At 62.8% G+C, this 25225-nt stretch carries 27 protein-coding genes and 2 tRNA genes; 12 read left to right on the top strand and 17 right to left on the bottom strand.

The annotated features are described in order from the left end of the window. The first annotated feature begins 46 nt into the window (after positions 1–46). The 3 genes from AC1RJW_RS23040 to AC1RJW_RS23030 all read left to right on the top strand — a co-directional run bounded on the left by AC1RJW_RS23040 (position 47) and on the right by AC1RJW_RS23030 (position 1227). The gene (locus AC1RJW_RS23040) at positions 47–232 is read left to right on the top strand and encodes a hypothetical protein (protein WP_070222074.1); all 186 of its coding nucleotides are present in this window, start codon (positions 47–49) and stop codon (positions 230–232) included. Between the two features lie 140 nt (positions 233–372). Then, positions 373–528, top strand: a complete 156-nt coding sequence (locus tag AC1RJW_RS23035; RefSeq protein WP_175445243.1) for a hypothetical protein — start codon at positions 373–375, stop codon at positions 526–528. Between the two features lie 300 nt (positions 529–828). After that, complete coding sequence (locus tag AC1RJW_RS23030; protein WP_493047019.1) at positions 829–1227, top strand: bacteriohemerythrin; 399 nt, start codon at positions 829–831, stop codon at positions 1225–1227. A 7-nt stretch (positions 1228–1234) separates the two neighbouring features. On the opposite strand, the gene AC1RJW_RS23025 is transcribed toward AC1RJW_RS23030, so the two are convergent. Further along, positions 1235–2104 (bottom strand): hypothetical protein, encoded by an 870-nt coding sequence (locus AC1RJW_RS23025; protein WP_493047018.1) that lies wholly within the window; start codon positions 2102–2104, stop codon positions 1235–1237. A 341-nt stretch (positions 2105–2445) separates the two neighbouring features. Here AC1RJW_RS23025 and AC1RJW_RS23020 point away from each other — a divergent pair, with 341 nt between their 5' ends. Further along, positions 2446–4680, top strand: coding sequence for a TonB-dependent siderophore receptor (locus AC1RJW_RS23020; RefSeq protein ID WP_493047017.1), 2235 nt, complete (start codon positions 2446–2448; stop codon positions 4678–4680). Positions 4681–4689: 9 nt separating this feature from the next. On the opposite strand, the gene AC1RJW_RS23015 is transcribed toward AC1RJW_RS23020, so the two are convergent. Then, positions 4690–5451 (bottom strand): nucleotidyltransferase domain-containing protein, encoded by a 762-nt coding sequence (locus tag AC1RJW_RS23015; protein WP_493047016.1) that lies wholly within the window; start codon positions 5449–5451, stop codon positions 4690–4692. Between the two features lie 95 nt (positions 5452–5546). Between AC1RJW_RS23015 and AC1RJW_RS23010 the strand changes: the two genes are divergently transcribed. Both AC1RJW_RS23010 and AC1RJW_RS23005 read left to right on the top strand, forming a co-directional pair. Beyond that, the gene (locus tag AC1RJW_RS23010) at positions 5547–6113 is read left to right on the top strand and encodes a methylated-DNA--[protein]-cysteine S-methyltransferase (RefSeq protein WP_493047015.1); all 567 of its coding nucleotides are present in this window, start codon (positions 5547–5549) and stop codon (positions 6111–6113) included. 59 nt (positions 6114–6172) lie between these two features. After that, complete coding sequence (locus AC1RJW_RS23005) at positions 6173–6544, top strand: DUF1294 domain-containing protein (RefSeq protein ID WP_493047014.1); 372 nt, start codon at positions 6173–6175, stop codon at positions 6542–6544. Positions 6545–6546: 2 nt separating this feature from the next. On the opposite strand, the gene AC1RJW_RS23000 is transcribed toward AC1RJW_RS23005, so the two are convergent. Further along, positions 6547–7266 (bottom strand): hypothetical protein, encoded by a 720-nt coding sequence (locus tag AC1RJW_RS23000; RefSeq protein ID WP_493047013.1) that lies wholly within the window; start codon positions 7264–7266, stop codon positions 6547–6549. A gap of 165 nt (positions 7267–7431) precedes the next feature. On the opposite strand from AC1RJW_RS23000, the gene AC1RJW_RS22995 reads away from it, so the two are divergent. Further along, positions 7432–7611 (top strand): hypothetical protein, encoded by a 180-nt coding sequence (locus AC1RJW_RS22995; RefSeq protein ID WP_493047012.1) that lies wholly within the window; start codon positions 7432–7434, stop codon positions 7609–7611. A gap of 51 nt (positions 7612–7662) precedes the next feature. On the opposite strand, the gene AC1RJW_RS22990 is transcribed toward AC1RJW_RS22995, so the two are convergent. After that, positions 7663–9231 carry a methyl-accepting chemotaxis protein gene (locus AC1RJW_RS22990; protein WP_493047011.1) on the bottom strand — a complete coding sequence of 523 codons (1569 nt, stop codon included), beginning with the start codon at positions 9229–9231 and terminating at the stop codon, positions 7663–7665. Positions 9232–9252: 21 nt separating this feature from the next. On the opposite strand from AC1RJW_RS22990, the gene AC1RJW_RS22985 reads away from it, so the two are divergent. Further along, positions 9253–9627, top strand: a complete 375-nt coding sequence (locus AC1RJW_RS22985; RefSeq protein ID WP_493047010.1) for a hypothetical protein — start codon at positions 9253–9255, stop codon at positions 9625–9627. Here the strand turns inward: AC1RJW_RS22985 and cydX are convergent. From cydX to cydD, 5 genes are all read right to left on the bottom strand, one after another. Beyond that, complete coding sequence (cydX, locus tag AC1RJW_RS22980) at positions 9624–9749, bottom strand: cytochrome bd-I oxidase subunit CydX (protein ID WP_070222085.1); 126 nt, start codon at positions 9747–9749, stop codon at positions 9624–9626. The genes AC1RJW_RS22985 and cydX overlap by 4 nt on opposite strands. Positions 9750–9922: 173 nt before the next feature. Beyond that, complete coding sequence (cydB, locus tag AC1RJW_RS22975) at positions 9923–11077, bottom strand: cytochrome d ubiquinol oxidase subunit II (RefSeq protein ID WP_493047009.1); 1155 nt, start codon at positions 11075–11077, stop codon at positions 9923–9925. A 13-nt stretch (positions 11078–11090) separates the two neighbouring features. After that, positions 11091–12668: a cytochrome ubiquinol oxidase subunit I gene (locus AC1RJW_RS22970; RefSeq protein WP_493047008.1), complete on the bottom strand. Its 1578-nt coding sequence runs from the start codon at positions 12666–12668 to the stop codon at positions 11091–11093. A 125-nt stretch (positions 12669–12793) separates the two neighbouring features. Further along, positions 12794–14476, bottom strand: coding sequence for an amino acid ABC transporter ATP-binding/permease protein (locus tag AC1RJW_RS22965; RefSeq protein WP_493047007.1), 1683 nt, complete (start codon positions 14474–14476; stop codon positions 12794–12796). Continuing rightward, complete coding sequence (gene cydD / locus AC1RJW_RS22960; protein ID WP_493047006.1) at positions 14473–16173, bottom strand: thiol reductant ABC exporter subunit CydD; 1701 nt, start codon at positions 16171–16173, stop codon at positions 14473–14475. Before cydD ends, AC1RJW_RS22965 begins: the two co-directional genes overlap by 4 nt. A gap of 137 nt (positions 16174–16310) precedes the next feature. Here cydD and AC1RJW_RS22955 point away from each other — a divergent pair, with 137 nt between their 5' ends. The 3 genes from AC1RJW_RS22955 (at position 16311) to AC1RJW_RS22945 (ending at position 18091) form a co-directional block, all read left to right on the top strand. Continuing rightward, positions 16311–16862, top strand: a complete 552-nt coding sequence (locus AC1RJW_RS22955) for a GbsR/MarR family transcriptional regulator (protein ID WP_175444744.1) — start codon at positions 16311–16313, stop codon at positions 16860–16862. A gap of 310 nt (positions 16863–17172) precedes the next feature. After that, entirely contained in the window at positions 17173–17739 is a 567-nt protein-coding gene (locus tag AC1RJW_RS22950; RefSeq protein ID WP_493047005.1) for a PEP-CTERM sorting domain-containing protein, read from the top strand. 172 nt (positions 17740–17911) lie between these two features. Then, positions 17912–18091, top strand: a complete 180-nt coding sequence (locus AC1RJW_RS22945) for a hypothetical protein (RefSeq protein ID WP_493047004.1) — start codon at positions 17912–17914, stop codon at positions 18089–18091. Between the two features lie 85 nt (positions 18092–18176). Here the strand turns inward: AC1RJW_RS22945 and AC1RJW_RS22940 are convergent. The 6 genes from AC1RJW_RS22940 to AC1RJW_RS22915 form a co-directional block, all read right to left on the bottom strand. Beyond that, positions 18177–18251 (bottom strand) — tRNA-Arg (locus tag AC1RJW_RS22940). A 94-nt stretch (positions 18252–18345) separates the two neighbouring features. Then, positions 18346–18422, bottom strand: a tRNA-Pro gene (locus tag AC1RJW_RS22935). A gap of 173 nt (positions 18423–18595) precedes the next feature. Further along, positions 18596–19933, bottom strand: a complete 1338-nt coding sequence (gene glmM, locus AC1RJW_RS22930) for a phosphoglucosamine mutase (protein WP_493047003.1) — start codon at positions 19931–19933, stop codon at positions 18596–18598. Between the two features lie 39 nt (positions 19934–19972). Then, complete coding sequence (gene folP / locus AC1RJW_RS22925) at positions 19973–20806, bottom strand: dihydropteroate synthase (protein WP_493047002.1); 834 nt, start codon at positions 20804–20806, stop codon at positions 19973–19975. A gap of 114 nt (positions 20807–20920) precedes the next feature. After that, positions 20921–22801, bottom strand: a complete 1881-nt coding sequence (ftsH, locus tag AC1RJW_RS22920) for an ATP-dependent zinc metalloprotease FtsH (RefSeq protein WP_035817778.1) — start codon at positions 22799–22801, stop codon at positions 20921–20923. A gap of 200 nt (positions 22802–23001) precedes the next feature. Continuing rightward, positions 23002–23685, bottom strand: coding sequence for an RlmE family RNA methyltransferase (locus tag AC1RJW_RS22915; RefSeq protein WP_034757436.1), 684 nt, complete (start codon positions 23683–23685; stop codon positions 23002–23004). Between the two features lie 42 nt (positions 23686–23727). On the opposite strand from AC1RJW_RS22915, the gene AC1RJW_RS22910 reads away from it, so the two are divergent. After that, on the top strand, positions 23728–24198 hold the full coding sequence (locus AC1RJW_RS22910) for a YhbY family RNA-binding protein (RefSeq protein ID WP_010397237.1): 471 nt from the start codon (positions 23728–23730) through the stop codon (positions 24196–24198). Between the two features lie 106 nt (positions 24199–24304). Here the strand turns inward: AC1RJW_RS22910 and AC1RJW_RS22905 are convergent, their stop codons facing one another. After that, complete coding sequence (locus AC1RJW_RS22905) at positions 24305–24748, bottom strand: DUF4149 domain-containing protein (RefSeq protein WP_493047001.1); 444 nt, start codon at positions 24746–24748, stop codon at positions 24305–24307. Next, a complete protein-coding gene (gene greA / locus AC1RJW_RS22900; RefSeq protein ID WP_493047000.1) occupies positions 24748–25224 on the bottom strand; it encodes a transcription elongation factor GreA in 477 nt (158 codons plus the stop codon). Before greA ends, AC1RJW_RS22905 begins: the two co-directional genes overlap by 1 nt. Position 25225: the final 1 nt, after the last annotated feature.

Below are 25225 nucleotides of genomic sequence, written 5' to 3'. Positions count from 1 at the left end.
GGCATGGCAACATGCCCGTCCCCAATCACTGTCTGCGAGGCTAGCCATGAAGAACCCCTGGATGAGCATGTACCTGAGCGCCGCCAACCGCATCGCCAACACGGCGCGCGGCCACGCCACGGCCGCCGTCAAGCGCGAAGCGGCGAAAAATACGCGGCAATTGACGCAAGTGTGGTTCGACTCTTTCCTGCCCGCCGCAGGCAAGCCGCGGCGCAGCCGCAAGGCCAAATAAGAGGCGTCACTGGTGCAGTGCGTCACAGCAACTAGTTGAAGTTTCAATCAGATGAACTAAACTGCAAGCATGGTAGTACATAGGACGTGACCGGCAGGCGCCGCATCCCCGCGCCGCCGCCGGGACACCGGGAGACGACCATGTTGACGCTCAAAGTGCTGCTCTGCCTTGCCTTGTCGGCCCTGATGCTCGTGCCCCTCGTGCTGAGGGATGCGATGCAGACGTCGGCCGGGCAGCAGATGCAGGTGCCGAATGTGGATGCGCAGGGCATGTGGGCCCACTGGCCCAAGCAGTAATACGCGCGGCTGAGGGCAGTTGAACAAGCGCGCCGCTGGCTGCGTTGCTTTGACTTGCCGTACTAGCGTACTGTCTGCGTCAAAGACGCCTTGCCAGCGGCGTTTTTCAGCGGCGCTCGCTAGTGGTGTTCAGCTTTAAAAACCGCTTTGTTGCGGGTGGGAATTTGTTCTCTTCGCCGGCGGCTTTCCTGATCCCCTCTTCAGCATATTTTTGATCCAGATCATGGATTTCGCCCTTCCCTGCGTCCACACTGGAACAGTCCGCTTCGCACCGCGACGGACTTAACCGGGGGCATCGGCATGGGTAACTCGCATTGGAAGGATGAGATGGCGCTGGGCGTTCCCGCCATCGACGAGGCGCATGAGGCGCTGTTTCAGGAGCTGGCGCGGCTGGGGCAGTTGAGCGACCAGCATTTCAGCGTGGCGTTCCGCGAGCTGATCGCGGCAGTCGAACGCGATTTCCGCGAGGAAGAGGATTTGATGGAACAAATCGGCTTTCCCTCGCTGGCGAATCACCGCGAACAGCATGCGCGCGTGCTCAGCGGCTTGCACCATGCCTGGGCCGCCGTCGATGAAGGCGACCTGGAACAGGGGCGCCATGCGCTGTCGCTGTTGCCGCAATGGCTGATCTTCCACCAGGCCACCATGGACCTGGCCCTGGCGGCGGCACTGGAACTGGTGCAGCGCCAGCCTAACTAGCAATTAATTACAGCAGCAGCACCGTCGCCTGCTCGGGCATGACCACGCGGTAGTGTCCCGGGTATTTGTCCTCGCCGTCGAAAATCTTGCAAAACACGGGCTGGCTGATGTCGTTGACGGCCGCCTCGTTCATGGGCAGGGTTGCGATCAGCTGTTCGCCATCCATCAACTGCAAGGCGCTGCCCCGCTCGGCCGCGCAAAAGGCCAGCGATTGCACGTCGCTGGCGAACGGCCGCTTGTACCACGGCGTGATGGCCCGCACGGCGCGCCGCGCATCGTGCAGGACTTGCCCCACGCGCGTGACGTTCCAGGCATCGCGCGCCACGGACGGCTGCAGGACGATATTGGCCGTCAGCTCGCCCCTGCCCTTGTTCACCAAGAACGTGCCATCCTGCGCGGCGATGTCATCGTTGAGCGGCACGACAAACACGCCGCCGGGCGACACCTTGATCGGCACGGCGGCGCCATTGCCTTGCAAGGCCACGCGCACGTCGTCGATGGTGGCGCTCAGCTTGGCGGGAATCAGGCGCAGGGCCATGACCACGCTGCCGCTCGACACTTGCCACACTTTCCGTGCCGTCAGATAACTCTCGCGGTACGCCGTGAAGCGCACGCGCGGCGCCTTGGCATCGCTGCTGGCCGTGATCGTCACCGTTTGCGAAGGCAAGGCTTCCTCTGCGCTCGCCGCTGGCGCCGGCGCAGCGGGCGTGGCCGGCGCCAAGGACGGCGGCACAAGCGGTGGCGACACGGCGGCGGCAGCGGGCGGCGCGCTGGCGCTCTGCAGCGGCGCGGGAACAGCCGGCGGCGGCGCGTGTTCCTGGGCCTGGCCCAGCGACACGACACACAACCATCCGGCACAAGCGATCCATATACGCATGCATTTCTTTCAATGAGGAAAATATTTTGTCAGCGCCTGCATTATCGCAGAAGGCCGGACGATGCGCCGCTCTTGGGCTGCCTGCATTCCGCTGTTTGCACTCCGCTGTTTGCACTCATTTGGTGCGCGCGCTTGATTATTTGGCAAATACCACTTATATTGATAATGATTCTTATTCACATAATGTGAATGGAATCATGCACGCCCTTTCCACTGCCCTGCGCGGATGGAACTGCTATCCGAGCCAGATCCCGGGCCAGCGTCACGCCATCCCCCCAGCTACTGCGCCACTCGCCAGACGAGATAGGAACACACACGACTAAAAATACTCCAGGAAAATAATGCAATCGACCACCGTCTTCTCTTCTTCGCGCCTGCCCGCCTTGCGCCCCCTGCCCCATTTATTACACATCAGTCTGCTCAGCCTTGCCGCTGGCGTGGCGCTGCCGGCACTGGCCGCCGACGCCGCCCCGGCCGACGTGACCATGCCGGCCGTCACCGTGCTGGGCCAGTCGACCGCGACGACGGAAGGCACGCAGTCGTACACGGCCGGCGAAGCGCGCAGCGCCACGCGCATGGACCTGTCGCTGCGCGAGACGCCGCAATCGGTCAGCGTCATCACGCGCCAGCTGCTCGATGACCTGGGCGCCGTACGGCTGGACCAGGCGCTGGCGCAGACGACGGGTATCCAGGTGGGCCAGAACGACACGGAGCGCACGACGTTTTATGCGCGCGGCTTCGGCATCAACAATCTCCAGATCGACGGCATGCCACGGGGCGGCAATGCGCCGCTGCAAGATACGATCCTGTACGACCGCATCGAAGTGATCCGTGGCGCCACGGGCCTGATGGGCGGCAAGGGTGACCCGTCGGCCACCATCAACATGGTGCGCAAGCGGCCGACGAAGGACTTCCAGGCCAGCGCCGGCCTCATCATGGGCCGCTGGGATGACCAGAGGATCGAGGCCGATCTGTCCACGCCGCTGAACGCCGATGGCAGCGTGCGTGCGCGCACGGCCCTAGCCTGGCAAAAACGCGATTCCTACCTGGACATGTATCACGAACGCAAGACGGTCGGCATGCTCATCGTCGAGGCGGACTTGCGCCCCGGCAGCCTGCTGACGGCCGGCGTCGACTTCCAGGACAACCAGCCCACGGGCGCCACCTGGGGCGCCGTGCCCTACTGGAATGCGGATGGCAGCCTGGCGAACTTGCCGCGCAACACCAGCCTCACGACGCCATGGAGCACCTGGGCCAACAAGCAGCACACCATCTTCACGTCGCTGGACCAGCGCCTGCCCGGCAACTGGAACATGCACCTCGGTTATGCGCGCACGGAAAGCACGAACCGCACCACCGTCGCCTATGCGGGCGGCGGCAAGCCCGATCCGGCCACGGGCGAAGGCATGTTCCTGTGGACAGGCGCCTATGGCCCGGGCAAGACCACGGGCGACAATTTCGACGTCTACGCCAGCGGCCCATTCACCTTGCTGGGGCGCAAGCACACGGCCATCGTCGGCTGGAACGGCGGCAACCAGCGCGCCCGCTCGCTGGGCGGCGAGGCGGAAATCAACTACCCGAACTTCGTCCCCGATTACCGCAGCTGGACGGGCAACATCCCCCGCCCCGTGTTCCGCCCGGACGGCTCGCACACGGAAACGGTGACCCGCCTGGCAGGCGGCTATGTGGCCACGCGCCTGAGCCTGGCCGACCCGCTGCACCTGATCATCGGCGCACGCAGCAGCACTTACCGCACGGATACGCGCAGCTACAACACGCAAGGCGCGTACACGGGCAGCGGCGACTTTGCCGAGACGCGCAATGAAGTGACGCCCTACGTGGGCGCCGTGTTCGACATCAACAAGCAATATTCCGCGTATGCCAGCTTCACGCAGCTGTTCAACCCGCAAACGAGCAAGGACCGCAACGACAAGTTCCTGGCGCCGGAAACGGGCGACAATGCGGAACTGGGCATCAAGGGCGAATTTTATGAAGGCAAGCTGAACGCGTCGGCCGCCCTGTTCCATACGAAGAAAAAGAACCTGGCGGAGCTCGACCGCACGGTGCCGCCCGGCTTTTTGCTGCCCGACGGCGGCCAGGCCATGGTGGCCAATGGCACCGGCGTGACGGCCAAGGGCGTGGAATTCGACGTTTCCGGCCAGTTGTCTCCCGCCTGGGAAGCGAGCGGCGGCTATACCTATCTGCACGCGGCCGAGGCCGATGGCCGCCGCGCCGCCACCACGCAGCCGCGCCATTTGCTGCGCCTGGCCACCAGCTACCGCTTCGACGGCCGCCTGGCCGGCTTGAGGGCGGGCGCCAGCATGACGGCGCAAAGCGCCACCTACAGCGAATCGTGGTACGGCCGCCCGCCATCGGGAACCATCACCGACATCCCGCAAGCGGGCTACGCGCTGGTCAACGCCATGGCCAGCTATGCCCTCAACCGCCACGCCAGCGTGCAGTTGAACGTGAATAACTTGCTCGATAAAAAGTACTACCGCAACGTGGGCTTCTTCGACGGCGTCTTCTGGGGCGAACCGCGCAACATCAGCCTGGCCGTGCGCACGGCGTTTTAAGCGTGCAAGCTAGTCTGCCGGCGCACTGCGCCAGTGCGCGGGCGCCGGCAGGGTAAATCCGTCCAGCAAGGGACCGCCCACGGGCGCCAGCACGGCGGCGGCGACTTGCCCGAACGCGCGCTGGCCGGCCGGCAAGTCGCTGGCGACCAGGCGCAGCGCGCCATCGAGCTGGCCGGCGATGACGGGATCGAAGGCCTGCAGGCGGCGGAACAGGTGCTTGCCGCCGCCGCTCCACTGCCCCGCCGCGCGCAGGTGCAGGTCGGCCAGCGCTTGGTACAGCTGGCAAGCGACGGCCAGCGCCTCGCCCGGGTGCGTGCTGTCGACCAGATCTTCCAGCGCGGTGGTGATGGCGTAGCGGCGGCGCTGCAGGTTTTCCGCGTCGAGCACGGGCGGCCCGGCGGCGGCGAATGCTTGCGCCAGCGCAAGCAACTGCGCGGAATGCTCGCTTGCAGCGAGGATGTTTTCCCCTTCCATCACCATCATCGCCAGCGGCACCGTGCCGCCCGGCGCATCCATTTCCTTGCAGAAATACGTGAACGTGGCCAGATCGTGCGCGAACAGTTCCACCGTGCGCTCCTCGGCCACGATGGTGTCGCGCCAGGCGCAGTCGACGTGGTCGAACAGCAGCAGCAAGTCGATATCGGAACTGGCCGTTTGCCGGCCCGTGGCGAACGAGCCGCCGATGATGGCCGCCACGGCCGTGGGATAGCGTTCTTGCACCAGCCGCGCGGCAATCGCGCGGATGGTCTCATAGGTGGGGATCGTCGTCAAAGCCGGTGCTCCATGTCGATAAAACACTATCCTACACGCAATACGCAGGCTGCCGCCATCCTGCTACACTGGCGCCATCTGATCAAGGAACCAACATGGAATACGACTGCATCGTGGTGCCCTCGCCCGTGGGCGAGCTGACCCTGGTGGCGCGCGGCGCGGCCCTGGCCGCGATTTTGTGGGAAAACGACAAACCGAACCGCGTGCGCCTGGGCGCGATGCGCGTCGATGACGGTTGCGCCGTGCTGCAGGAAACGGCGCGTCAGCTGGGCGAGTATTTTGCCGGCACGCGCCAGCAATTCGACGTGCCGCTCGATTTTGCCGGCACCGCCTTCCAGCAGGAAGTCTGGCGCGCGCTGCTGACGATACCGTACGGCCAGACGCGCAGCTATGGCGAGATCGCGCGCCAGATCGGCCGCCCCGCCGCCGTGCGCGCCGTGGGCGCCGCCAACGGCAAGAATCCCATCTCCATCATCGCCCCCTGCCACCGGGTCATCGGCGCCACGGGCGAGCTGACGGGCTTTGCGGGCGGCCTGCATGCCAAGGAAACCTTGCTGGCGCTGGAAGGCATTTCCCTGTCGAGCGACCGCGAAGCACTGAAAACGGGCCACGCCCGCCGCCGCGCCGTGCACATCGATACGGCGCAAGGCTGTTTATTTTAGACGGCGGCAAAGCGCCCCGTGTGGGATACTCACGCCCTCCGCTCAAGCCACCACATCCTATGCCCTACCTTGTCATCCTGTTTTTTGTCGTCCTGTATTTGCTGGCCACGTTCTTTTTCCACATTCCCGCCCTGGTCGCCCTCGTGTATGGCGTGCTGAGCCTCAGCTGCTTCGTTGCCTATGCGATCGACAAGTCCGCCGCAAAAGGGGGCCGCTGGCGCACCCCGGAACGCACCCTGCTGCTGGGGCTGCTGTGCGGCTGGCCGGGCGCCGTGCTGGCCCAGCAATGGCTGCGCCACAAGTCGAGCAAGCGCTCGTTCCGCATCGTGTTCTGGATCACGGTCGCCCTCAATATCGGCGCTTTCGTGTACTTCAGCATGCATTACGCGGCGCCCGATATCGGCACCGAGGTGGCGCCCATCGAGTTATAAGCTCACTCGCCCAGCAGGCGCAGCGATTCCAGCCAGTCCGCCTTCCACTCGCGCAGCAACGGTTGCGTGGCGAAGGCCTTCTTCAGGTGCGTCATCGGCACGCGGTGCACGTCGTGCAAGCCGAACGCCAGGGTGACGGGATGCCACACATGGCTGTTCTTGCCGCCGCGCGAATTCTTGCGCACGCGCGCGCCATCGTCGCCAAAGATGCCCACGCCGCTGGCCAGTCCCTGGTCCAGGTCGACCTTGCCCACGCCGGCAAAGGCGGTCAAAATCTGTTCGCGGCCCAGGCCCTTCAAAGCGCTGGGCAAGACGACGGGCGCCTTGTCCGCTGCCGTGTCGGCCGGCGCCGGGTGCTGCAACTCCTTGAGCAAACGCAAGAGATCGCGCTCCTGGAAGTGCAAGCCGTCCAGCGGCACGCGCAGTCCCGGCGCCTTGAGTTCGATGGCGATGTTGCCCGAGTCGCGCGTAAAACGCAGCCACACGTCGCCGGCGCCCGCGGCCAGGTGTTGTTTGTCCTCAATGAACACCACGGGCGCCGCGTAGCGCGTCACGCCGTCATGGAACAGCTCGCTCCACTGCTCGCTGTAATCGAGCCAGACATACGGCAAGCCGCCCTGTTCGAGCAGGCGCGCCAGGGTCCACGGAGTGCCCGTCTGTTGCGCCAGCCAGGCACAAGCTTCGGTTGCGGTGGCGCGGTATGGCAGGGATGGGGAGGTCATGGCGGTTCCGTCGATAAAAGTGGAGCGCAGTGTAGCAGACGCCGCCATCCGCCCCTGCGGCAGGCGCATCCGGCGCGCCATTCCTGCGCGATGTGCTAGGCTGGATGCATCAGTCCGCGCCCAGGCCACCCCGGCCCCATGGCGCACCACCGCGAGGGGAATATCATGCATTCCAGCACCAACGCCGCCACCACGCCCGCCCCGCCACCGGAGCGCGATTCGCCCACGCCGGCCAGCGAAAGCCATGCCGAGGAAGCGCTCGATGAAGCGCTGAAGGAAAGCTTTCCGGCCAGCGACCCGATCGCCGTTGCCACCCCCAAACCGGTCAGCAAGACGCCGCCCTGAGTCCCATGCCTTGCCTGGCCGGCCAGGCGCTGCCCTGGGGGCAAAGGCCGGTCAATCAGGACACGCCAGCAATGTAAACATGCGCACGTCCTGCATCATGTTGTGCGCCTGCTCCTGCATGCTGGCCGCTGCCGCTGCTGCCTGCTCGACCAGGGCGGCATTCTGCTGGGTCACTGCATCCATCTGACTGATGGCCTGATTCACCTGTTTGATGCCATCGTTTTGTTCGTGGCTGGCGACGGCGATTTCCCCCATGATGCCCGCGACTTGCTGGACAGAGGACACGATTTGCTTCATCGTGCCGCCCGCCTCATCGGCCAGATTGCTGCCAAGCTCGACTTTTTCGACCGACTCGGCAATCAGCTGCTTGATCTCTTTGGCGGCACTCGCGGAACGTTGCGCCAGGGCGCGCACCTCCGATGCGACGACAGCAAAACCGCGCCCCAGTTCACCGGCGCGCGCCGCTTCGACAGCCGCATTCAGGGCCAGAATATTGGTCTGAAACGCTATGCCGTCAATCACGGAAATGATCTCGACGATACGGTTCGAGCTGTCCTTGATGGATACCATGGTCGCGACGACACGCTCGACCACCTGCCCGCCCTGCACCGCTACCGCTGAAGCCGACAAGACCAGTTGATTGGCTTGCTGAGCACTTTCGGCATTTTGCTGCACATTACTGGTTAACTGCTGCATCGCCGACGACGTTTGCTCCAGTGCACCGGCCTGAGCCTCCGTTCTGGCCGAGAGGTCCAGATTTCCAGCAGCAATTTCCTGCGAGGCAGTCGAAATGGTTTCAGTACCGCCACGCACACGGCCCACCGTATGACGCAGGCTCTCCGTCATGCTTTTCAGAGCACGCAGCAATTCGCCCGGCTCGTCGCGATAGTCGGCCGCGATATGGCTGCGCAGGTCACCGGAAGCGACAATGCGGGCAATGTGCACGGCATCCTGCAGTGGCTTGGTAATACTCTTGCTGATGAGCACGGCCACCGCAATCGCCGTGCCCAGCGAGAGCAGCAGTATCGCCAGCAGCAAGCTGCTCGCCACCGTGATGCGCGCGCCCGACTCCGCCTCTATCGCCGATGCGCGTTGGGTGGTCATCTCGACCAGCTGCTTGATTGCCTGCAGATGCTGGGCGTAACTCATCGTCATTTTTTTCATCGCAACAGTAGCGCCAGCCTTGTCCTGTGCCTCAATTGCGGGAATGAATTGTTGCAGTGCAACTGTATAGAAGTCCAGCGCCGGCGCATGCGCCTTGTTCAGCAACAGCCCGGCGATATCGGCATCCAGTTTCGCGTCGTTCCAGAATGCATGGCGCTCATCGTAATCATGTTTGAGCGTTTTGAATCGTGCGATTAACTGCGCCTGTTCGGCACGATCCTCGGTCGCCAGCAGCTGAAAACTGACCAGATAGGATTCCAGTATGTACTCCGGCGGTGGCAACACGTCCGCAATCAGATCCTTGCTTTGCACGATCTTCTGATAGACAGGGCCATTCACTTTCCATTCTTGCAAAGTCTTGAAGGACCATAGGCCATAGAGGATGAAGCCGACTGAAAAGATCACAATCAGCACAGCTAACCGGTGCGATAGTTTGAGTCCTCTTAGCATATTCATGATGTTTTCCTTAGATTAACTATGCTTGCCTCTGGTTCAGCTACTGAGGTGACACTGCTATCGCATGCGTGGCAGGCGATCATTCGAAGCCGAATGCATTGCCAAATAATCATTTTATTTTTTATAAAAAGCAACTTATTTTACAGCGCATTCTCAGCAATTAAAACGAATTTAATAAAAATAAATGAAAACAACAAAAATAAAACAAAATACATAAATTACCGGTACGGCGACGAGTTCCATGTTGCTCGCACAACAACTCTATCCTTACTTGACAGCATTCTTATTGCTGCGGTTGCTTTTCGGCAATCCGCGGAAACCATAAAAATGCCCCGCCGGGCAGCGATGGCAAAACCATCACGCCGGGCGGGGCCAGTCAAGCCGCCACGCGCCTAGTTCGGCGTGTCGCGGTATTGCTCGGGCGTCGTGTCGCCATCGGCGACTTCATACCACATCGCATTGAGCACGGCGAACGTCGCCGCCAGCGGAAGACCCAGTATCCAGGCGAAATACCACATAATTATTTCCTTTCTTCAATTCCAGCTTGATCGTTTTTACTATCAAACTAACGCCACCTAACAAAACCGTAGCGAGCGGCAGCGATTTGTGGCCGAGAAGCGCAACCGTACTCCAGTACGGTGAGCATCGCCGGCCGCAAAGGGCGACGCGCAGTAGGTTTAGTCAGGTGTTCTCAATAAGCGTGACCGGTGTCGTCCTCGATGGCTTTGCCGTCAACCTTGCCCCACAGCACTTTATACACCCACGTCGTGTACGCCACGATGAGGGGGATGAAGACGGCGGTGACGACCAGCATGATGAACAGGGTCATGTGGCTGGACGAGGAATCCCACACGGTCAGGCTGGCGCGCGGGTCGATCGACGATGGCAGGATGAACGGGAACATGGCCGCGCCCACGCTGAGGATGATGCCGGCGATGCTGGCCGCGCTGGCCAGCAAGGCGGGCACTTCGCGGCGCGCGCGCAGCAAGGCGAAGGCCAGCAAGGGGCCCAGCAAACCCAGCGCTGGGGCGATCCAGGTCCACGGATGGGCGGCAAAGTTGAGGAACCAGGCGCCCACGTGCACTTGCGCCGTTTTCAGCATCGGGTTCGACGGGCCATCGACGACGACGGCGCTGGTGACGCGGTAGCCATCGACCCACAGCCACAGGGCCACGCCGGCCAGCGCATACAGCACGACCGTGGCGATTGCCGCCACGCTGCCGTAGCGGCGCGAACGTTCCGCCACGGCACCGTCCGTTTTCACTTGCAGCCAGGTGGCGCCATGCATCACCAGCATGGCCACCGAGACGAGGCCGCACAGCAGCGCGAACGGATTGAGCAAAGCAAAGAACGTACCGTCATAGAAGATATGCATGTCCGGCGAGAAACGGAACGGTACGCCCTGCAGCACGTTGCCGATGGCTACGCCGCAGATCAGGGCCGGCACGAAGCCGCCCACGAACAGGGCCGCGTCCCAGCGGGCGCGCCAGCGGGGGTCTTCGCGCTTGCTGCGGAATTTGAAGGCCACGGGACGCACGATCAGCGCCACCAGGATGACGAACATGGCCAGGTAAAAGCCCGAGAACGAGACGGCGTACAGCTGCGGCCAGGCGGCAAAGATGGCGCCGCCGCCGAGGATCAGCCATACCTGGTTGCCTTCCCATACGGGGCCGATGCTGTTGATGATGACGCGGCGTTCCAGGTCCGTCTTGCCGGCAAACGGCAGCAGAATGCCCGTGCCCAGGTCGAAGCCGTCCGTGATGGCAAAGCCCACCAGCAGGATGCCGATCAGCAGCCACCAGATCAGGCGCAGGGTTTCATACGAAATCATTTCATGCAAAATCATGGTCTGGCCCTCCTCAGGCGCGTTGAGTATGAATGGCTGCGGCCGCTGGCACAGGGGCCCGCGGCGTCTCTTCCGGCCCCTTGCGGATGGCCTTGAGCATGAGCTTCATTTCGATAATCAACAGCACGGTGTAGATGGCGGCAAAGCCGGCGATGGTAATCAGGAGCGTCGACGCCCCCAGGTTGGAGACGGCCACGGCCGTCGGCAGCACGCCTTCGATGACCCACGGCTGGCGGCCCACTTCGGCCACGATCCAGCCCGCCTCGATGGCCACCCACGGCAGCGGGATGGCGAACACGGCCAGTTTCAGCAGCCAGCGGTGCTTGTCCAGGGTGCGGCGCGTCGACAGGATGAAGAAGGTGCCAGTCAACAAGATAAAGAACATGCCCAGGCCCACCATCACGCGGAAGGACCAGAACAAGGGCCCCACGGGCGGCACGGTGTCGAGCGCGGCCTTGCGGATCTGCTCGGGCGTGGCCTGGCGTGGATCGTCGACATAGCGTTTTAATAACAAGGCATAGCCCATGGACTGGCCTTTCGACTCGAACACGTCCTTCGCCTCTTGCGGCACGGGGCTGCCCGGCGCCACGCTGCGGATGGTTTGCAGCGCGTCATACGCCTTGATGCCATCCTGGATCAGCAGCTCGCCGCGGTCGACCAATTGCTCGATGCCGGGGATTTCCGTCGTCAGCGAACGCGTGCCGATCAGGCCCATCACCATCGGGATGTGCACGGCGTAATGCGTCTCGCGCGCTTTCGCGTCAGGAAAGCCGATGGCCGTGAAGGCGGCGGGCGCCGGCTCCGTGGTCCACATGGCTTCGATCGCGGCCAGCTTCATCTTTTGATGTTCGGACGACAGGTAGCCGCTTTCATCGCCCAGCACCACCACCGACAAGGTGGCGGCCAGGCCGAACGAGGCGGCCACCGTCATCGAGCGCTTGGCCAGCTGCACGTGGCGGCCCTTCAGCAGATACCAGGCGGAAATACCCAGCACGAAGATCGATGCCGCCGTATAGCCGGCCGACACCGTGTGCACGAATTTCGCCTGTGCCACGGGATTCGTCAGCACGGCGCCGAAATCCGTCACTTCCATGCGCATGGTCTGCGGATTGAAGGCCGCGCCGACGGGATTTTGCATCCAGCCGTTGGCGATCAGGATCCACAGGGCCGAGAAGTTCGAGCCGATGGCCACCAGCCAGGTGGTGACCAGGTGGCCCCGCTTCGACAGCTTGTCCCAGCCGAAGAAGAACAGGCCGACGAAGGTCGCTTCCAGAAAGAAAGCCATCAAGCCCTCGATGGCCAGCGGCGCGCCGAAAATGTCGCCCACGTAATGGCTGTAATAGCTCCAGTTCATGCCGAACTGGAATTCCATGACGACGCCCGTCGCCACGCCCATGGCGAAGTTGATGCCGAACAAGACACCCCAGAACTTGGTCATGTCGCGCCAGATGGGGCGGTTCGTCATCACATAGACCGTCTCCATGATGGCGAGGATCACTGACAGGCCGATCGTCAGCGGAACGAATATAAAGTGGTACAGAGCTGTCAGCGCAAACTGCAGTCTGGATAAAGCGACAATATCGAAGTCCATATGATTTCCTTGGTGTTTCCCTACTGTAATTGTAAACTTGGTATCTATCTGATGCGATTCGATTGGTTCCGCCGCCCTCACGCTGGCATGCGGACCGCCTTTGTCTCCCGTCTTTCCTTGATTCCTTAATCTGCGCGCAAGCCCGCCAGCGCCGCCTCGAAGGCTGGCGTGCCACGGCGCGCGTCGCCGACGATGCGGCCATCGCGCAGGCTGAGCAGCCGGTCCGCCAGCGCCGCTTCGCGCCGCAAGTGGGTTGCGATCAGCAAGCTGCGCCCTTCGCTGCGCGCGGCCAGGCGCTGCAGGACATCGCTGGCCGTCTGCGCATTGAGCGCTTCCGTCGCCTCGTCCAGCAGCCACAAGGTCGATGCATGCAGGAACAGCCGCGCCAGCGCCAAGCGGCGCGCCTGGCCGCCCGACAAGCCCAGGCCGCCCTCGCCCAGCATGGTGTCCAGGCCGCCCGCGAAAGCCCGCACTTCGTCGTCCAGGCCGGCCGCCTGCAGCGCCGCCCACAGCTGCGCATCGCTGGCGGACGGGTCGGCCAGGCGCAGGTTGTCGCGCAAGCTGTCCTGGAACAGTTCCGTCTTCTGGGTGAACAGGCAGGCGCGCGGCGCGCTGACGCTCCCCGACAGGGGCGCCAGCTCGCGCGCGGCGATGGCCAGCAAGGTGGACTTGCCCGCGCCGCTGGGGCCGATCAAGGCCACGCGCTCGCCATCGGCGATATGCAGCGATATGTCATGCAAAATGGCAACATTACTGCCCGCATGCGCGGCGCTGACCTGCTCCAGGCGCAAGCCCGGTGCGCTGTCAGCCGGCGGCACTGCGATCTCCTGAGCGTCGAGGCGCGGCGCCAGGCGGCGCATGGCCAGCAGCATGCGGCCCGCCTCCAGCGCGCCGCGGCGCAATCCCGCAAACGGTTCCACGGCCGTCAGCGCGATCAGCAGGGCCAGCGCCGCCAGCGGCAGATTCAGCGTTTGCTGCTGCACCAGCGCGGCCACGGCCAGCAGCACCCCTGCCAGGGTCGCGCTGCCGGCCACGCCATACGCGGCGCCGGCCGCCGTCTCCAGGCGCAGCAAGACGAAATCGGCCTGCGCCAGCGAGCGGTCGATCTGTCCCAGCGCCGCGCACTGAGCGCCGATGCGGCCCGCCATCACCAGGTCCGTCTGGCCGGCCACCAGGTCGATGGTGCCGGAGCGCAACTTTTCGATGGCACGCGAGCGCACGATGGCGGGACGGCGGGCGCGGCGCGCCACGATCCAGCTGATGCCGCCGCCGGCGGCCAGCAGCCACGCGGCCAGGCCCAGGCCCAGCTGCCACTGCATCACGCCCAGCGCCACGCCGGCCAGCAAGGCCGCGCACAGTGCCGTGAAGGCTGGCACCAGCAGGCGCAGGTACAGCGCTTCGAGCGCGTCGATATCGGCCGTCAGGCGGAACAGCAGCTTGGCGGGCTGGCGCAGCAAGCGGCTGGCCGCTTCCGGGCGCGACCAGCCGCGAAACAGCTGCACGCGGATGGCCGCCAGGGCGGCGAACGTGGCGTCGTGCGTGACGAGCCGTTCCGCATAGCGCGAGCCCGTGCGGCCGATGGCCAGCAGGCGGATGCCGGCCGACGGACCGAACACGTCGAAGACGATGGCGGTGGAAGCGTGCAAGCCGGCGATCGACGTGGCGGTAATAAACCAGCCGGACAAGCCCAGCAAGGCCATGCCGGCCACCGCCGTCAGGGCCGCCAGCAGGGCGCCGCCGATCAGCTTGCGGGGCTGGGCCAGCAGCAATTGCCGCAGGACGGGGTGCGATATCAGCGATGTTTTCATGCGCGCGCCTCTGCTTTCTGCGTCTGCGCATGCGCCTGGGCATCAACTTGCACCGTGCGCTGCAGCCGGCCGGCCAGCACGGGATCGTGCGTGGCGACGAGCATCGTCTTGCCTTTCGCCAATTCCAGCAAGGCATCCGTGACGCGCGCCGCCGTTTCGCTGTCCAGGTGCGCCGTCGGTTCATCCACCAGCAGCAAGTCCGCATGCGGATGCAGGGCCACGCGGGCCAGCGCCAGGCGCACGGCTTCGCCGCCGGACAAGCCCTGGCCGCCATCGCTGAGCATGACGGCCGGCTGCGCCTGCGCCACGCTGGCCAAGTCGGCCAGGTGCAGCGCCTGCGTCACCTGTGCGGCCTGCGCGCCTGCGCGGCCCAGGGTCACGTTCTGGCTGACGGACGCGGCAAACACGTGCGGACGCTGGCCCATCCACGCCATGCGCTGGCGCAAGGTATTAACGGTACCGTCATTCAGACGCACGCCGCCGATGCGGATGTCGCCGCCGCTGGCGGGCAGCAGGCCGGCCAGCAAGGACAGCAAGGTGGTCTTGCCGGCGCCGCTGGCGCCCAGCAGGGCCACGTGTTCGCCGGCGCGCACGCTCAAGTCAAAGCCGTCGAACACGGGTGCTTCGCCGGGATGGGCAAAGCGCAGTTGATGGATGTCAATGGCGGGCGGCGGCGCCACCGCCATGGCGGCGGCGGAGACGGCGGCAACTTCCGCACCAAAGCCCGGCAGGGGCACACCCTCGCCCGCGAGGTCGTGCAGTCCGGCCAGGCCCGCCTCGCCGGCCGCCTTGTCGTGCCAGACGGCGGCCAGTTCGCGCAGCGGCTCGAAGAACGCGGGCGCCAGCAGCAGGATGAACAAGCCCTGCCCCAGGCTCAGTTCGCGGCCCCAGGTGCCGAAATCGAGGCTGCCCAGCAGCGAGAAACCGATAAAGGCGGCCACCATGGCCACGCCCAGCGCGGAAAACAGTTCCAGCACGGCGGACGACAAAAAGGCGATGCGCAGCACCACCATCGTGCGCCGGCGCACGGATTGCGACGAGGCGTCCAGCCGCGCGGCCGTGGCATCGACGGCATCGAGCGCGCGCAAGGTGGCCAGGCCGCGCAGGCGGTCCAGCAGGAAGGCGTTCATGCTGCCCATTTCCACCATCTGCGCGCGGCTGGCCGCCTGCGCACCCATGCCCACGAGGGCCATGAAGACGGGAATCAGGGGCGCGGCGATGAGCAGGATCAAGGCGGCGATCCACGACAGCGGCGTCACCACGGCGAGGATCACGAGCGGCACCAGCATGACCTTCCAGCGCGCGGGCTTGTAGCGCACCAGATACGGCACGATGGCTTCGGCCTGCTCGGCGATGACACTGGCCGCCTGGCCCGACTGCGCGCGCTGGCGGTCCAGCGGCGAACGGCGCGCCAGCGCCTGCGCCACTTGCCCGCGCAAGGTGGACAGGTGCTCGCGCGCCGCCACATACATGCGCCGCGCGCCCCACGCTTCGCAACCGGCGCGCAGCACGCCCAGCAGCAGCACGCCGGCGGCCGGCAGCAGGGCCGCGCGCCACGGTACGCCGTCCTGCATGGCTTGCACGGCCCAGGCCAGCAAGGCCGCTTGCGGCAGCCACAGCAAGGCGGCGCCGCCTTGCGCCAGGCTGGCGGCACGGGGAAGAATAAAGCGGGGCAAGGACAGTGGCGAGGTCGGCATCTTATACTTTTTGAGTTTTCAGAATTTTCTGTAAATTCGATTTTTTGTATAATACTGCGAAACATGACATATATCAATTGACCCTGGCGGTTTGGCGTGAAAAAATTCAGATAATTATGAAAACTCAAAATATCCAAATGACGCCGCTGATCCTGACCTTCGTCAGCCATTTCGGCGAGATGGGCAGCCGCTGGGGCTTTAACCGCACGGTGGGGCAAGTGTACGCCTTGTTGTTTGTCGCGGAGCATCCTTTGCACGCGGATGAAATCGCGGAACACCTGAGTTTCTCGCGCTCGAACGTGAGCATCGGCCTGAAGGAATTGCAGGGCTGGGGCTTGATCCGCCAGTCGCGCATTCCCGGCGACCGGCGCGAATATTTTTCCTCGCTGGGCGACGTGTGGCAAATCTTCCGCGTGGTGGCCGCCGAGCGCCGCCGCCGCGAGGTGGCTCCTACCCTGACGGTGCTGCGCGAAGCGCTGCTGGCGCCGGCCACGGAACCGGTGGATCAATATGCGCAGGAGCGCATGCGCGAAATGTATGAACTGGTCGACCTGGCCAATACCTGGTTCGACGACTTGCAGCGCCTGTCGCCCGAATCGATGGCGCAACTGATGAAAATGGGCGCCAAGGTACAAAAGCTGCTCAACGCCAAGGATCGCCTGTTTGGCGTCAGCAACAACAGCGACTGAAACCCGCCTCCCCTCTTCCCACGCAAGACACCGCTAGCACAAGCTGGCGCGCCTTGTCACGCCATTTCGCAACGTCATGCTGGCGATCGCTGGCACAGTCAGACATAGCCGTATGCGATGTTGTCAACCAACTCAATAGAATTATTAAAATTGTATTAATTTGCATCAAGAGTAAGCTTTCATTTGCGTACTCGCTACGCGCAGGAAATAACTAAAAGCAGCTAAAAACGGGCAATGGGATGACTTCCCCGGCAGGCAGGGACGCATCCCTACACGATGAAGCAACTGTCTCAAGCACAAGGGGATTTTCATGAAAAGCATAAAAAGCATTGCCGTCAAGGCATCCATGCTGGCCGCAATGACTGTACTGGCAAGTGCGGCGCAAGCGGCCACCTGGGTCGATGTGGGGCCGGCCAGCGGTTTCGTCATCGCCGGCAGCACCGTCACCTATTCGCCATCGCCGGCGCTGCAGGTGAAATATTATGACGATAATCTGGTGCCGCAGAGCCCCTCCGACATCCAGGGCTATATCAATGGCGTGTTCGGCACCAGCTTGGGCGCCGCCGTCTCGATTTGCGACAATCCCACCTCGGGCTGCAGCGCCGGCACCACGGCAGGCTTGAGCGGCGGGGTCAATTCCTATACGAGCGCGGCCGCCTATGACTATCTGGCCATCCATTTCGGCCAGGGCGAACTGGTATTCCACTGGGCCGCACCCGTGGCCGCCGGCACCACCTTCACGGTAGCGGGCCTGCCCAAGGATCTGAGCAACTACAGGGCCTTCACTTCCGCCGTGCCGGAACCTGGAACCTATGCCATGCTGCTGGCCGGCCTGGGCTTGCTGGGCTTCCTGGCACGCCGCCGCCAGGGAAAGTAAGCCTCGTCATTCCGCCTCATCACGGCAGCGGCGCAGCATCGCCCGCTGCCGTTTTCCATACCAGCCGCATGTTTACGCCGCGCTTGCGGCGCCAGGCCCACTGTTTACACCATTTTTAGATCCCCCTCGCTATGCTCGACGGCATCAACTGCTGATCGACAAGGGAGATCTCATGCACGAACAACCGTTTCAGCCACGCACGCGCAGCGTGATCCGCCAGCACTTGCCCGTGCGGGAACGGCTGCGCCTGGCCCGGCTGGCCAACAGAAAAATCGTTTCCGTATGCTCGACACTGCTGTGCGCGGCGCCGCTGTTGTATTTGCTGAGCGTGGTGCTGTTTGCTCAGCCGTGACACGGCCGGCAGACAGGCAAAAAATGATCAGGGATGGAGAATGATGGCAATGCGACAGCCGGTCGCCTGCAAGACCAGCAAGGACTGGTCCGCCCAGAGGGAATCGAACCCCCATTCACGGTTTAGAAGACCGTTGTCCTATCCGTTGAACGATGGGCGGAAAGGTGCAGCATTTTAGTCTATGCGCGCCAGCAATGCCAAGGCGCCGCAGAATAGAAAACGGGCTGTCATCTCTGACAGCCCGCTTATGACTTTGGTCGGAGTACAAGGATTCGAACCTTGGACCCCCTGGTCCCAAACCAGGTGCGCTACCGGGCTGCGCCACACTCCGAAGACAAGATAATAACGCTTCCCCACAATTTCGTCAATTGCCATAGACGAATTAGGTGGAAATAACTATCGGCGCTTGCTTGAAGAGGCTTGCTGAAAACGTTCAGGGCAAGGCGCGCTGCCGAAGACAGTACGCTAGTACGGCAAGGCAGTGCAACACCGCCCTGGGCGTTTTCAGCTGCCGACCTTGTCGGCGATGCGGCGCGCCATCGATTCGGCCTTCTCCTTGTCCTTCGCTTCCACCATCACGCGGATCAGCGGCTCGGTGCCCGAAGCGCGGATCAGCACGCGGCCCGTGTCGCCCAGTTCGGCCTCGACCAGCTCTTTCTCGGCCACCATGGCGGCATTTTTCTGCCAGTCGAAACCGGGCGCCACGCGCAGGTTGATCAGGGTTTGCGGGAACAGCACCAGTTCGGCCAGGCATTGCTGCAGGCTCTGGCCGCTGCGCTTGAGCGCGGACAACACTTGCAGCGCGGACACAATGCCGTCGCCCGTCGTGTGACGGTCCAGGCACAGCAGATGGCCCGAGCCCTCGCCGCCCAGTATCCAGCCCTTTTCCTTCATGACTTCCAGCACGTAGCGGTCGCCCACCTTGGCGCGCGCGAAACCGATGCCCTGCTGCTTGAACAGCACTTCCAGCGCCATGTTGGTCATCAACGTGCCCACGGCGCCAGCCACGGGTCCCGTCGCCAGGCGGTCCTTGACCATGACGTACAACAGCTCGTCGCCGTTATACAAGCGGCCCGTGGCATCGCACATGATCAGGCGGTCTGCGTCGCCATCGAGGGCAATACCCAGGTCCGCGCCGTGCTCGACGACGGCTTCGGCCATGGCCTTGGTTGCCGTGGCGCCAAAGCCCGCATTGATGTTGAAGCCATCGGGCTTGTTGCCGATGGCGATGACTTCCGCGCCCAGTTCATGGAAGACGTGCGGCGCGATATGGTAGGCGGCGCCATGCGCGCAATCGACGACGATCTTCAGGCCGCGTAAGTCCAGCTCGTTCGGGAAGGTACCCTTGCAAAATTCGATGTAGCGGCCCTGGGCGTCGTCCAGGCGCTTGGCGCGGCCCAGCTTTTCCGACGGCACGCAAGCCATGGGCTCGTCGAGCGCCGCTTCGATTTCCAGTTCCACGCTGTCAGGCAGCTTGGTGCCCTGGCCGGAAAAGAACTTGATGCCATTGTCGTGATACGGATTGTGCGAGGCGGAAATGACCACGCCGGCCGACAGGCGCAGCGCCCGCGTCAGGTAAGCGATCGCCGGCGTCGGCATGGGGCCGGCCAGCATCACGTCCACGCCGGCGGCCGACAGGCCCGCTTCCAGCGCCGCTTCCAGCATGTAGCCGGAAATGCGCGTGTCCTTGCCAATCAGCACAGTGGGGCGCGCCTTGCCGCCTTGCGACTTGGCCAGCACCTTGCCGGCCGCATAGCCGAGGCGCATGACGAAATCGGGGGTGATCGGAGCCGTGCCCACCAGGCCGCGGATGCCATCGGTGCCAAAATATTTACGCGTCATAAATTTCTCTTTTTGTTGTTTATAATGAATCTTACAGCGTCAGTGCGCCATGCGCCAGACCTTCAGGGCATCGACGGTTTCTGCTACATCATGCACACGGATAATTTCTGCGCCTTGCGCTACCGCAGCAAGCGCACCGGCAACACTGCCGGCCAGGCGCTGCTCGACGGGACGTCCCGTCACGGCGCCGATCATCGACTTGCGCGACAGGCCCGCCAGCACGGGCAGGTCCAGTTCGCTGCGCAGCTGGCGCGTGGCGCGCAATAAAGCGTAGTTCTGTTCCACCGTCTTGCCGAAACCGAAGCCGGGATCGACGCACAGGCGTTCGCGGGCGATGCCGGCCGCCGTCAGCGTTGCTATGCGTTCGCGCAGGAAATCGATGACTTCGCGCACCACGTCCTCGTATTGCGGCTGATCCTGCATGGTTTGCGGCACGCTTTGCATGTGCATGATGCACAGCGCACAGTCACTGTCCCGCACGGCGTCGATGGCGCCCGGCGCGCGGAAACCGTTGATGTCGTTGATCATGTCGGCGCCTGCCAGGATGGCTTCGCGCATCACTTCAGGCTTGTACGTGTCGACGGACAGGGGTTTGCCGCAGTCGCGCAAGGCATACAGCACCGGCATGACGCGCTGCAACTCGTCCTGCAGCGGCAGCGGCGGCGCGCCGGGACGGCTCGATTCGCCGCCGATATCGATGATGTCGGCACCGTCGAGTATCATCTGTTCGGCGCGCGACAGGGCAAATTCCAGGTGCTGGTACTGGCCCGCATCGGAAAACGAGTCGGGCGTGATGTTCAGGATGCCCATCACCAGCGCCTGCGCGCCGGACAGGTTGAAGCCGAAACGGCCGAATTGCAAATAGTGTCGCATGTGAATCTTTGTAGTCGTCAGGGAAATCTGGTGCGCCAACGAAAAAGGGCAAGGATCGCTCCTTACCCTCGTTCTTGCCATACCCTTGCGTGCTGCCCGTCAGGGCGGCCGTTATCAGGCTGGCGCCGTCACGTTCGGCGAAATGCCGCCCGTGCCGCTGTCGCCCGCGTTGCGGCGTGGCGGGATGACTTTCGGCGGACGCGGCTCCAGGCCGGCCATGATGTCATTGATTTGCTCTGCATCAATGGTTTCCCATTCAAGCAAGGCTTTCGTCATCATTTCGACCTTGTCGCGGTTGCCTTCCAGCAGGGTGCGCGCCAAAGCATATTGTTTGTCGAGAATGTTGCGGATTTCAGCATCGACCTTTTGCTGGGTCGCTTCCGAGATCGTCTTGGTGGCGCCACCGAAGAAACCTTCGTTTTCGCTGTCTTCGTAGACCATCACGCCCATGCTGTCGGACATGCCGAAGCGGGTCACCATGGAACGGGCCAGCTTGGTGGCACGCGAGAAGTCGTTCGACGCACCGGTGGACATTTGTCCCACGAAAATCTCTTCGGCGATACGGCCGCCGAACAGGATGGAAATTTCTTCCAGCATCTTGTCCTTGTAGGCGGACAAGTTGTCGTGTTCCGGCAGCTGCCAGGTCAGGCCCAGGGCCCAGCCGCGCGGCATGATCGTCACTTTATGCACGGGATCGGCTTTCGGCAGCAGTTTCGCCACCACCGCGTGACCGGACTCATGGTAAGCCGTATTGCGACGCTCTTCCTCGCGGATGATCATCGATTTACGCTCGGGACCCATGTAGATCTTGTCTTTCGCATCTTCGAAGTCAGCCATTTCCACCAGGCGCTTGCTGCGGCGGGCGGCGAACAGGGCTGCCTCGTTGACCAGGTTGGCCAGGTCGGCGCCCGAGAAACCCGGGGTGCCGCGGGCCAGGATATCGGCTTTCACGTCGGTGCCGATAGGCACTTTGCGCATGTGCACGTTCAAGATCTGCTCGCGGCCGCGGATATCGGGCAAGCCGACGGAAACCTGGCGGTCGAAGCGGCCCGGACGCAGCAAGGCTTTGTCGAGCACGTCGGCGCGGTTGGTGGCGGCCACGACGATGACGCCGGAGTTCGCTTCAAAACCGTCCATCTCGACCAGCAACTGGTTCAGGGTCTGTTCGCGCTCGTCATTGCCGCCGCCCATGCCGGCACCGCGGTGACGGCCGACAGCGTCGATCTCATCGATGAAGATGATGCACGGCGAGTGTTTCTTGGCGTTTTCGAACATGTCGCGCACGCGGCTAGCCCCCACGCCGACGAACATTTCCACGAAGTCGGAACCGGAAATCGAGAAGAACGGCACCTTGGCTTCGCCGGCGATGGCGCGCGCCAGCAGGGTTTTACCCGTGCCCGGAGGACCGACCATCAGCACGCCGCGGGGAATGCGGCCGCCCAGTTTCTGGAATTTGCTTGGATCCTTGAGGAAGTCGACCACTTCGTTGACTTCTTCTTTCGCCTCGTCGCAACCGGCGACATCGGCGAAGGTGACGGTGTTGCTGGCTTCATCCATCATGCGCGCCTTCGACTTGCCGAACGAGAATGCCCCGCCCTTGCCGCCGCCTTGCATCTGACGCATGAAGAAGACCCAGACGCCGATCAACAGCAGCATGGGGAACCAGGAAACAAAAATAGTTTGCAGGAAAGACGCTTCCTCGGGCGGACGCACATCGAAATGTACGCCATTGTCGCGCAGGTCGCCGATCAGGCCCTTGTCGAGGCTGGTGGCGGTGGTACGCACCTTGGTGTCGTCCATCAGCTTGGCGGTGATCGACGAACCTTCGATCACGACATCCTTGACGCGCTTGGCTTTGACTTCATCCAGCAAATCGGAATAAGCGATGGCCTTGCTGCCGCCTGTGGCGCCATGACTGTCGAATTGCTTGAACAGCATGAACAACAGCAGCAATACGACTACCCAGATGGCAGATTTGGAAAACATGTTATTCACGAAGACTCCTTGGATGCAGTGCGCATCTCTTTACCTATAGCTAGAAACACGATTTTACTCGCAATAAGCGGGCCGTGCCAAAGCCCGCCGATCCGTGCGCGCGAAAAAACCGCGTTCACGCAAAAAATGCAGTATAAACAATTTAGGCTTTTATACCATCAGCGCTACTGCACTTCTCGTTCCCATGTGCGGATTCCCGCTTAAATATCAAGGGCGGAATCATCTTCTTCTACGGCATTTTTCAGCGGATTCTTGATTCCACGGCCCATCAGGAAGATTTCCGACGATTTATCGCGGCTGGCCTTGGGCTTTTTCTGCACCACGACCTTGAATTCGGCGCGGAATTTCTCCACGATCTGGCTGAAACCCATGTCTTTAAAGCATTTCACCAGCAGCACGCCAGACGGCTTCAGGTGCAATTGCGAAAATTCGATGGCCAGGTCGATCAAATGCTCCATGCGCGCAGCATCCGCCGTGGCGATGCCCGACAGGTTGGGCGCCATGTCCGACAGGACCAGGTCGACCTTGCGTCCTTGCAACACCACTTCCAGCTGGCGCAGCACGCGCGCTTCGCGGAAGTCGCCCTGGATGAAGTGGAAATCGGCAATCGGCTCCATTTCCAGCATGTCCAGGCCAATCAGGGTACCATTGACCCCGCCGCCGTCCTTGCCGGCCAGCTTGCGCCGCGTATACTGGGCCCAGCTGCCGGGAGTGCAACCAAGGTCGACAATCACCTGGCCAGGTTTGATCAGTTTCTCGTCTTCATCGATTTCTTTGAGCTTGTATGCTGCCCGGGCGCGGTAGCCCTCTTTTTGCGCCAACTTCACATAAGGATCATTTATGTGGTCGTGCAACCAGTTTTTGTTTAATTTCTTCTTTGCCATTCGCGTAGAATACTGCTTTTAAGGGAATTACTAAATATTATTATGCTAAAACTTACACCCGTAGAGCGCAGCGCACTGCGCGCCGAAGCACACGCGCTGAAGCCTATCGTCATCATTGGCGAAGCGGGCTTGACACCTGCTGTCCTCAAAGAGATCGACCTTGGCCTGGATTCGCACGGCCTGATTAAAGTCCGCGTGTTCGGCGACGACCGCGAAGCCCGCGTCGGAATGTACGATACGATTTGCGGCAATCTCGGCGCCGCCCCGGTACAACATATTGGCAAACTGCTGGTAATCTACCGTCCGAAAAAAGAAGTGGTTAAGGAGAAGGTCAGCGCCGGCAAAGGCATGCGCGAAGTGACCATCGTCAAGGCCAGCGCCAGCGGCACCAAGCGCCCCAGCGTGACGAAAGTCATGATCAAGGGCAATGAGCGCGTTACCGAAGGCGGTTCCATCAAGCGTGCCAAGCCACGTCAGAAGAGCGCCAAGAAAAGCGCACTGGGCAGCAAGTAAGCCTGTTCACCCGGCCACCGCAAGGCGGCCGGGCTTGAAACAAGAAGCGGAGCACGGGATATCCCCTGCTCCGCTTTTTTCATGCAATTACTTTACCTACATCAAATTACTGCTGTTTCCAGATCAATACGCCCGCCAGCAGGCTCTGCACGGCAAAGATCACGGTCGACACGCCATGCAGCATGCCGAAGCGGCTGCGCATGGCCTCGTCCATGATGCCCGACGGCGCTTGCGCCTTGAGGTCGGCCATCAGCGGCGAAATGCCGAAGTGGCTGAGCAGCGCGCACACCAGCATGGACAGCACCAGCGCGCCCAGCAGGCGGCGGCGCTTGAGCTCCAGCGCGCCGGGGCTCCATTGCAGCAAGGCCAGCAATACCAGCGCACAGGCGATGGACAGCCAGGCCTCGGCGCGGAACATGCTGCCGGCAATATTGCCGGCCAGCACGCGGTCGCTCAGGGTGCCGAACAGGGTGGGCGCCACGATGAAGCCGATGGTCCACAGGCTGCCCGCCCACAGGGTGGCAACGAGGAGACGCACGCGGCTGAGCATCAGATGTACAGTACTTCCAGGATTTCGTATTCGCGCGGGCCGGACGGCGCCTGCACTTCCACCACGTCGCCGGCGTACTTGCCGATCAGCGCGCGGGCGATCGGGGACGTCACGGAAACCTTGTTCATTTTCAGGTCGGCTTCATCGAGGCCGACGATCTGGTACGTGACTTTCTGGCCCGATTCCAGGTCTTCCAGGTTCACGGTCGAGGCAAACACCACGCGGCCTTCCGCGTCGAGCGCGGTCGGGTCGATGATTTGCGCCGCGCCCAGCGTGCCTTCGAGCTCGGCGATGCGGCCTTCGACGAAGGCCTGGCGTTCCTTGGCAGCATCGTACTCGGCGTTTTCCGACAAATCTCCGTGCGAACGCGCTTCGGCGATCGCATCGATGACGATGCGGCGTTCCTTGGTCTTCAAATGATGCAGCTCTTCCTTCAGGAGTTCTGCGCCGTATTTGGTCAATGGGACTGAGGTCATG

This window comes from Janthinobacterium sp. GW822-FHT07A03 (assembly GCF_058798815.1).
The sequence above is the reverse complement of the archived record's forward strand: the minus strand, read 5'-3'. Positions and strand labels throughout refer to the sequence as shown.

Bases quoted from the DNA above. Each gene is read 5' to 3' on its own strand.
- cydB (WP_493047009.1), bottom strand. From the start codon at position 11,077: ATGATTTTGCATGAAATGATTTCGTATGAAACCCTGCGCCTGATCTGG.
- AC1RJW_RS22990 (WP_493047011.1), bottom strand. From the start codon at position 9,231: ATGAATATGCTAAGAGGACTCAAACTATCGCACCGGTTAGCTGTGCTG.
- AC1RJW_RS22965 (WP_493047007.1), bottom strand. From the start codon at position 14,476: ATGAAAACATCGCTGATATCGCACCCCGTCCTGCGGCAATTGCTGCTG.
- AC1RJW_RS23025 (WP_493047018.1), bottom strand. From the start codon at position 2,104: ATGCGTATATGGATCGCTTGTGCCGGATGGTTGTGTGTCGTGTCGCTG.
- AC1RJW_RS22985 (WP_493047010.1), top strand. From the start codon at position 9,253: ATGCTTGCCTCTGGTTCAGCTACTGAGGTGACACTGCTATCGCATGCG.
- AC1RJW_RS22995 (WP_493047012.1), top strand. From the start codon at position 7,432: ATGCATTCCAGCACCAACGCCGCCACCACGCCCGCCCCGCCACCGGAG.
- AC1RJW_RS22910 (WP_010397237.1), top strand. From the start codon at position 23,728: ATGCTAAAACTTACACCCGTAGAGCGCAGCGCACTGCGCGCCGAAGCA.
- AC1RJW_RS22915 (WP_034757436.1), bottom strand. From the start codon at position 23,685: ATGGCAAAGAAGAAATTAAACAAAAACTGGTTGCACGACCACATAAAT.
- cydD (WP_493047006.1), bottom strand. From the start codon at position 16,173: ATGCCGACCTCGCCACTGTCCTTGCCCCGCTTTATTCTTCCCCGTGCC.
- AC1RJW_RS22950 (WP_493047005.1), top strand. From the start codon at position 17,173: ATGAAAAGCATAAAAAGCATTGCCGTCAAGGCATCCATGCTGGCCGCA.
- AC1RJW_RS23000 (WP_493047013.1), bottom strand. From the start codon at position 7,266: ATGACCTCCCCATCCCTGCCATACCGCGCCACCGCAACCGAAGCTTGT.
- AC1RJW_RS22955 (WP_175444744.1), top strand. From the start codon at position 16,311: ATGACGCCGCTGATCCTGACCTTCGTCAGCCATTTCGGCGAGATGGGC.
- greA (WP_493047000.1), bottom strand. From the start codon at position 25,224: ATGACCTCAGTCCCATTGACCAAATACGGCGCAGAACTCCTGAAGGAA.
- folP (WP_493047002.1), bottom strand. From the start codon at position 20,806: ATGCGACACTATTTGCAATTCGGCCGTTTCGGCTTCAACCTGTCCGGC.
- AC1RJW_RS22945 (WP_493047004.1), top strand. From the start codon at position 17,912: ATGCACGAACAACCGTTTCAGCCACGCACGCGCAGCGTGATCCGCCAG.
- AC1RJW_RS23010 (WP_493047015.1), top strand. From the start codon at position 5,547: ATGGAATACGACTGCATCGTGGTGCCCTCGCCCGTGGGCGAGCTGACC.
- AC1RJW_RS23030 (WP_493047019.1), top strand. From the start codon at position 829: ATGGGTAACTCGCATTGGAAGGATGAGATGGCGCTGGGCGTTCCCGCC.
- AC1RJW_RS22905 (WP_493047001.1), bottom strand. From the start codon at position 24,748: ATGCTCAGCCGCGTGCGTCTCCTCGTTGCCACCCTGTGGGCGGGCAGC.
- AC1RJW_RS23005 (WP_493047014.1), top strand. From the start codon at position 6,173: ATGCCCTACCTTGTCATCCTGTTTTTTGTCGTCCTGTATTTGCTGGCC.
- glmM (WP_493047003.1), bottom strand. From the start codon at position 19,933: ATGACGCGTAAATATTTTGGCACCGATGGCATCCGCGGCCTGGTGGGC.
- AC1RJW_RS23020 (WP_493047017.1), top strand. From the start codon at position 2,446: ATGCAATCGACCACCGTCTTCTCTTCTTCGCGCCTGCCCGCCTTGCGC.
- cydX (WP_070222085.1), bottom strand. From the start codon at position 9,749: ATGTGGTATTTCGCCTGGATACTGGGTCTTCCGCTGGCGGCGACGTTC.
- AC1RJW_RS23035 (WP_175445243.1), top strand. From the start codon at position 373: ATGTTGACGCTCAAAGTGCTGCTCTGCCTTGCCTTGTCGGCCCTGATG.
- AC1RJW_RS23040 (WP_070222074.1), top strand. From the start codon at position 47: ATGAAGAACCCCTGGATGAGCATGTACCTGAGCGCCGCCAACCGCATC.
- AC1RJW_RS22970 (WP_493047008.1), bottom strand. From the start codon at position 12,668: ATGGACTTCGATATTGTCGCTTTATCCAGACTGCAGTTTGCGCTGACA.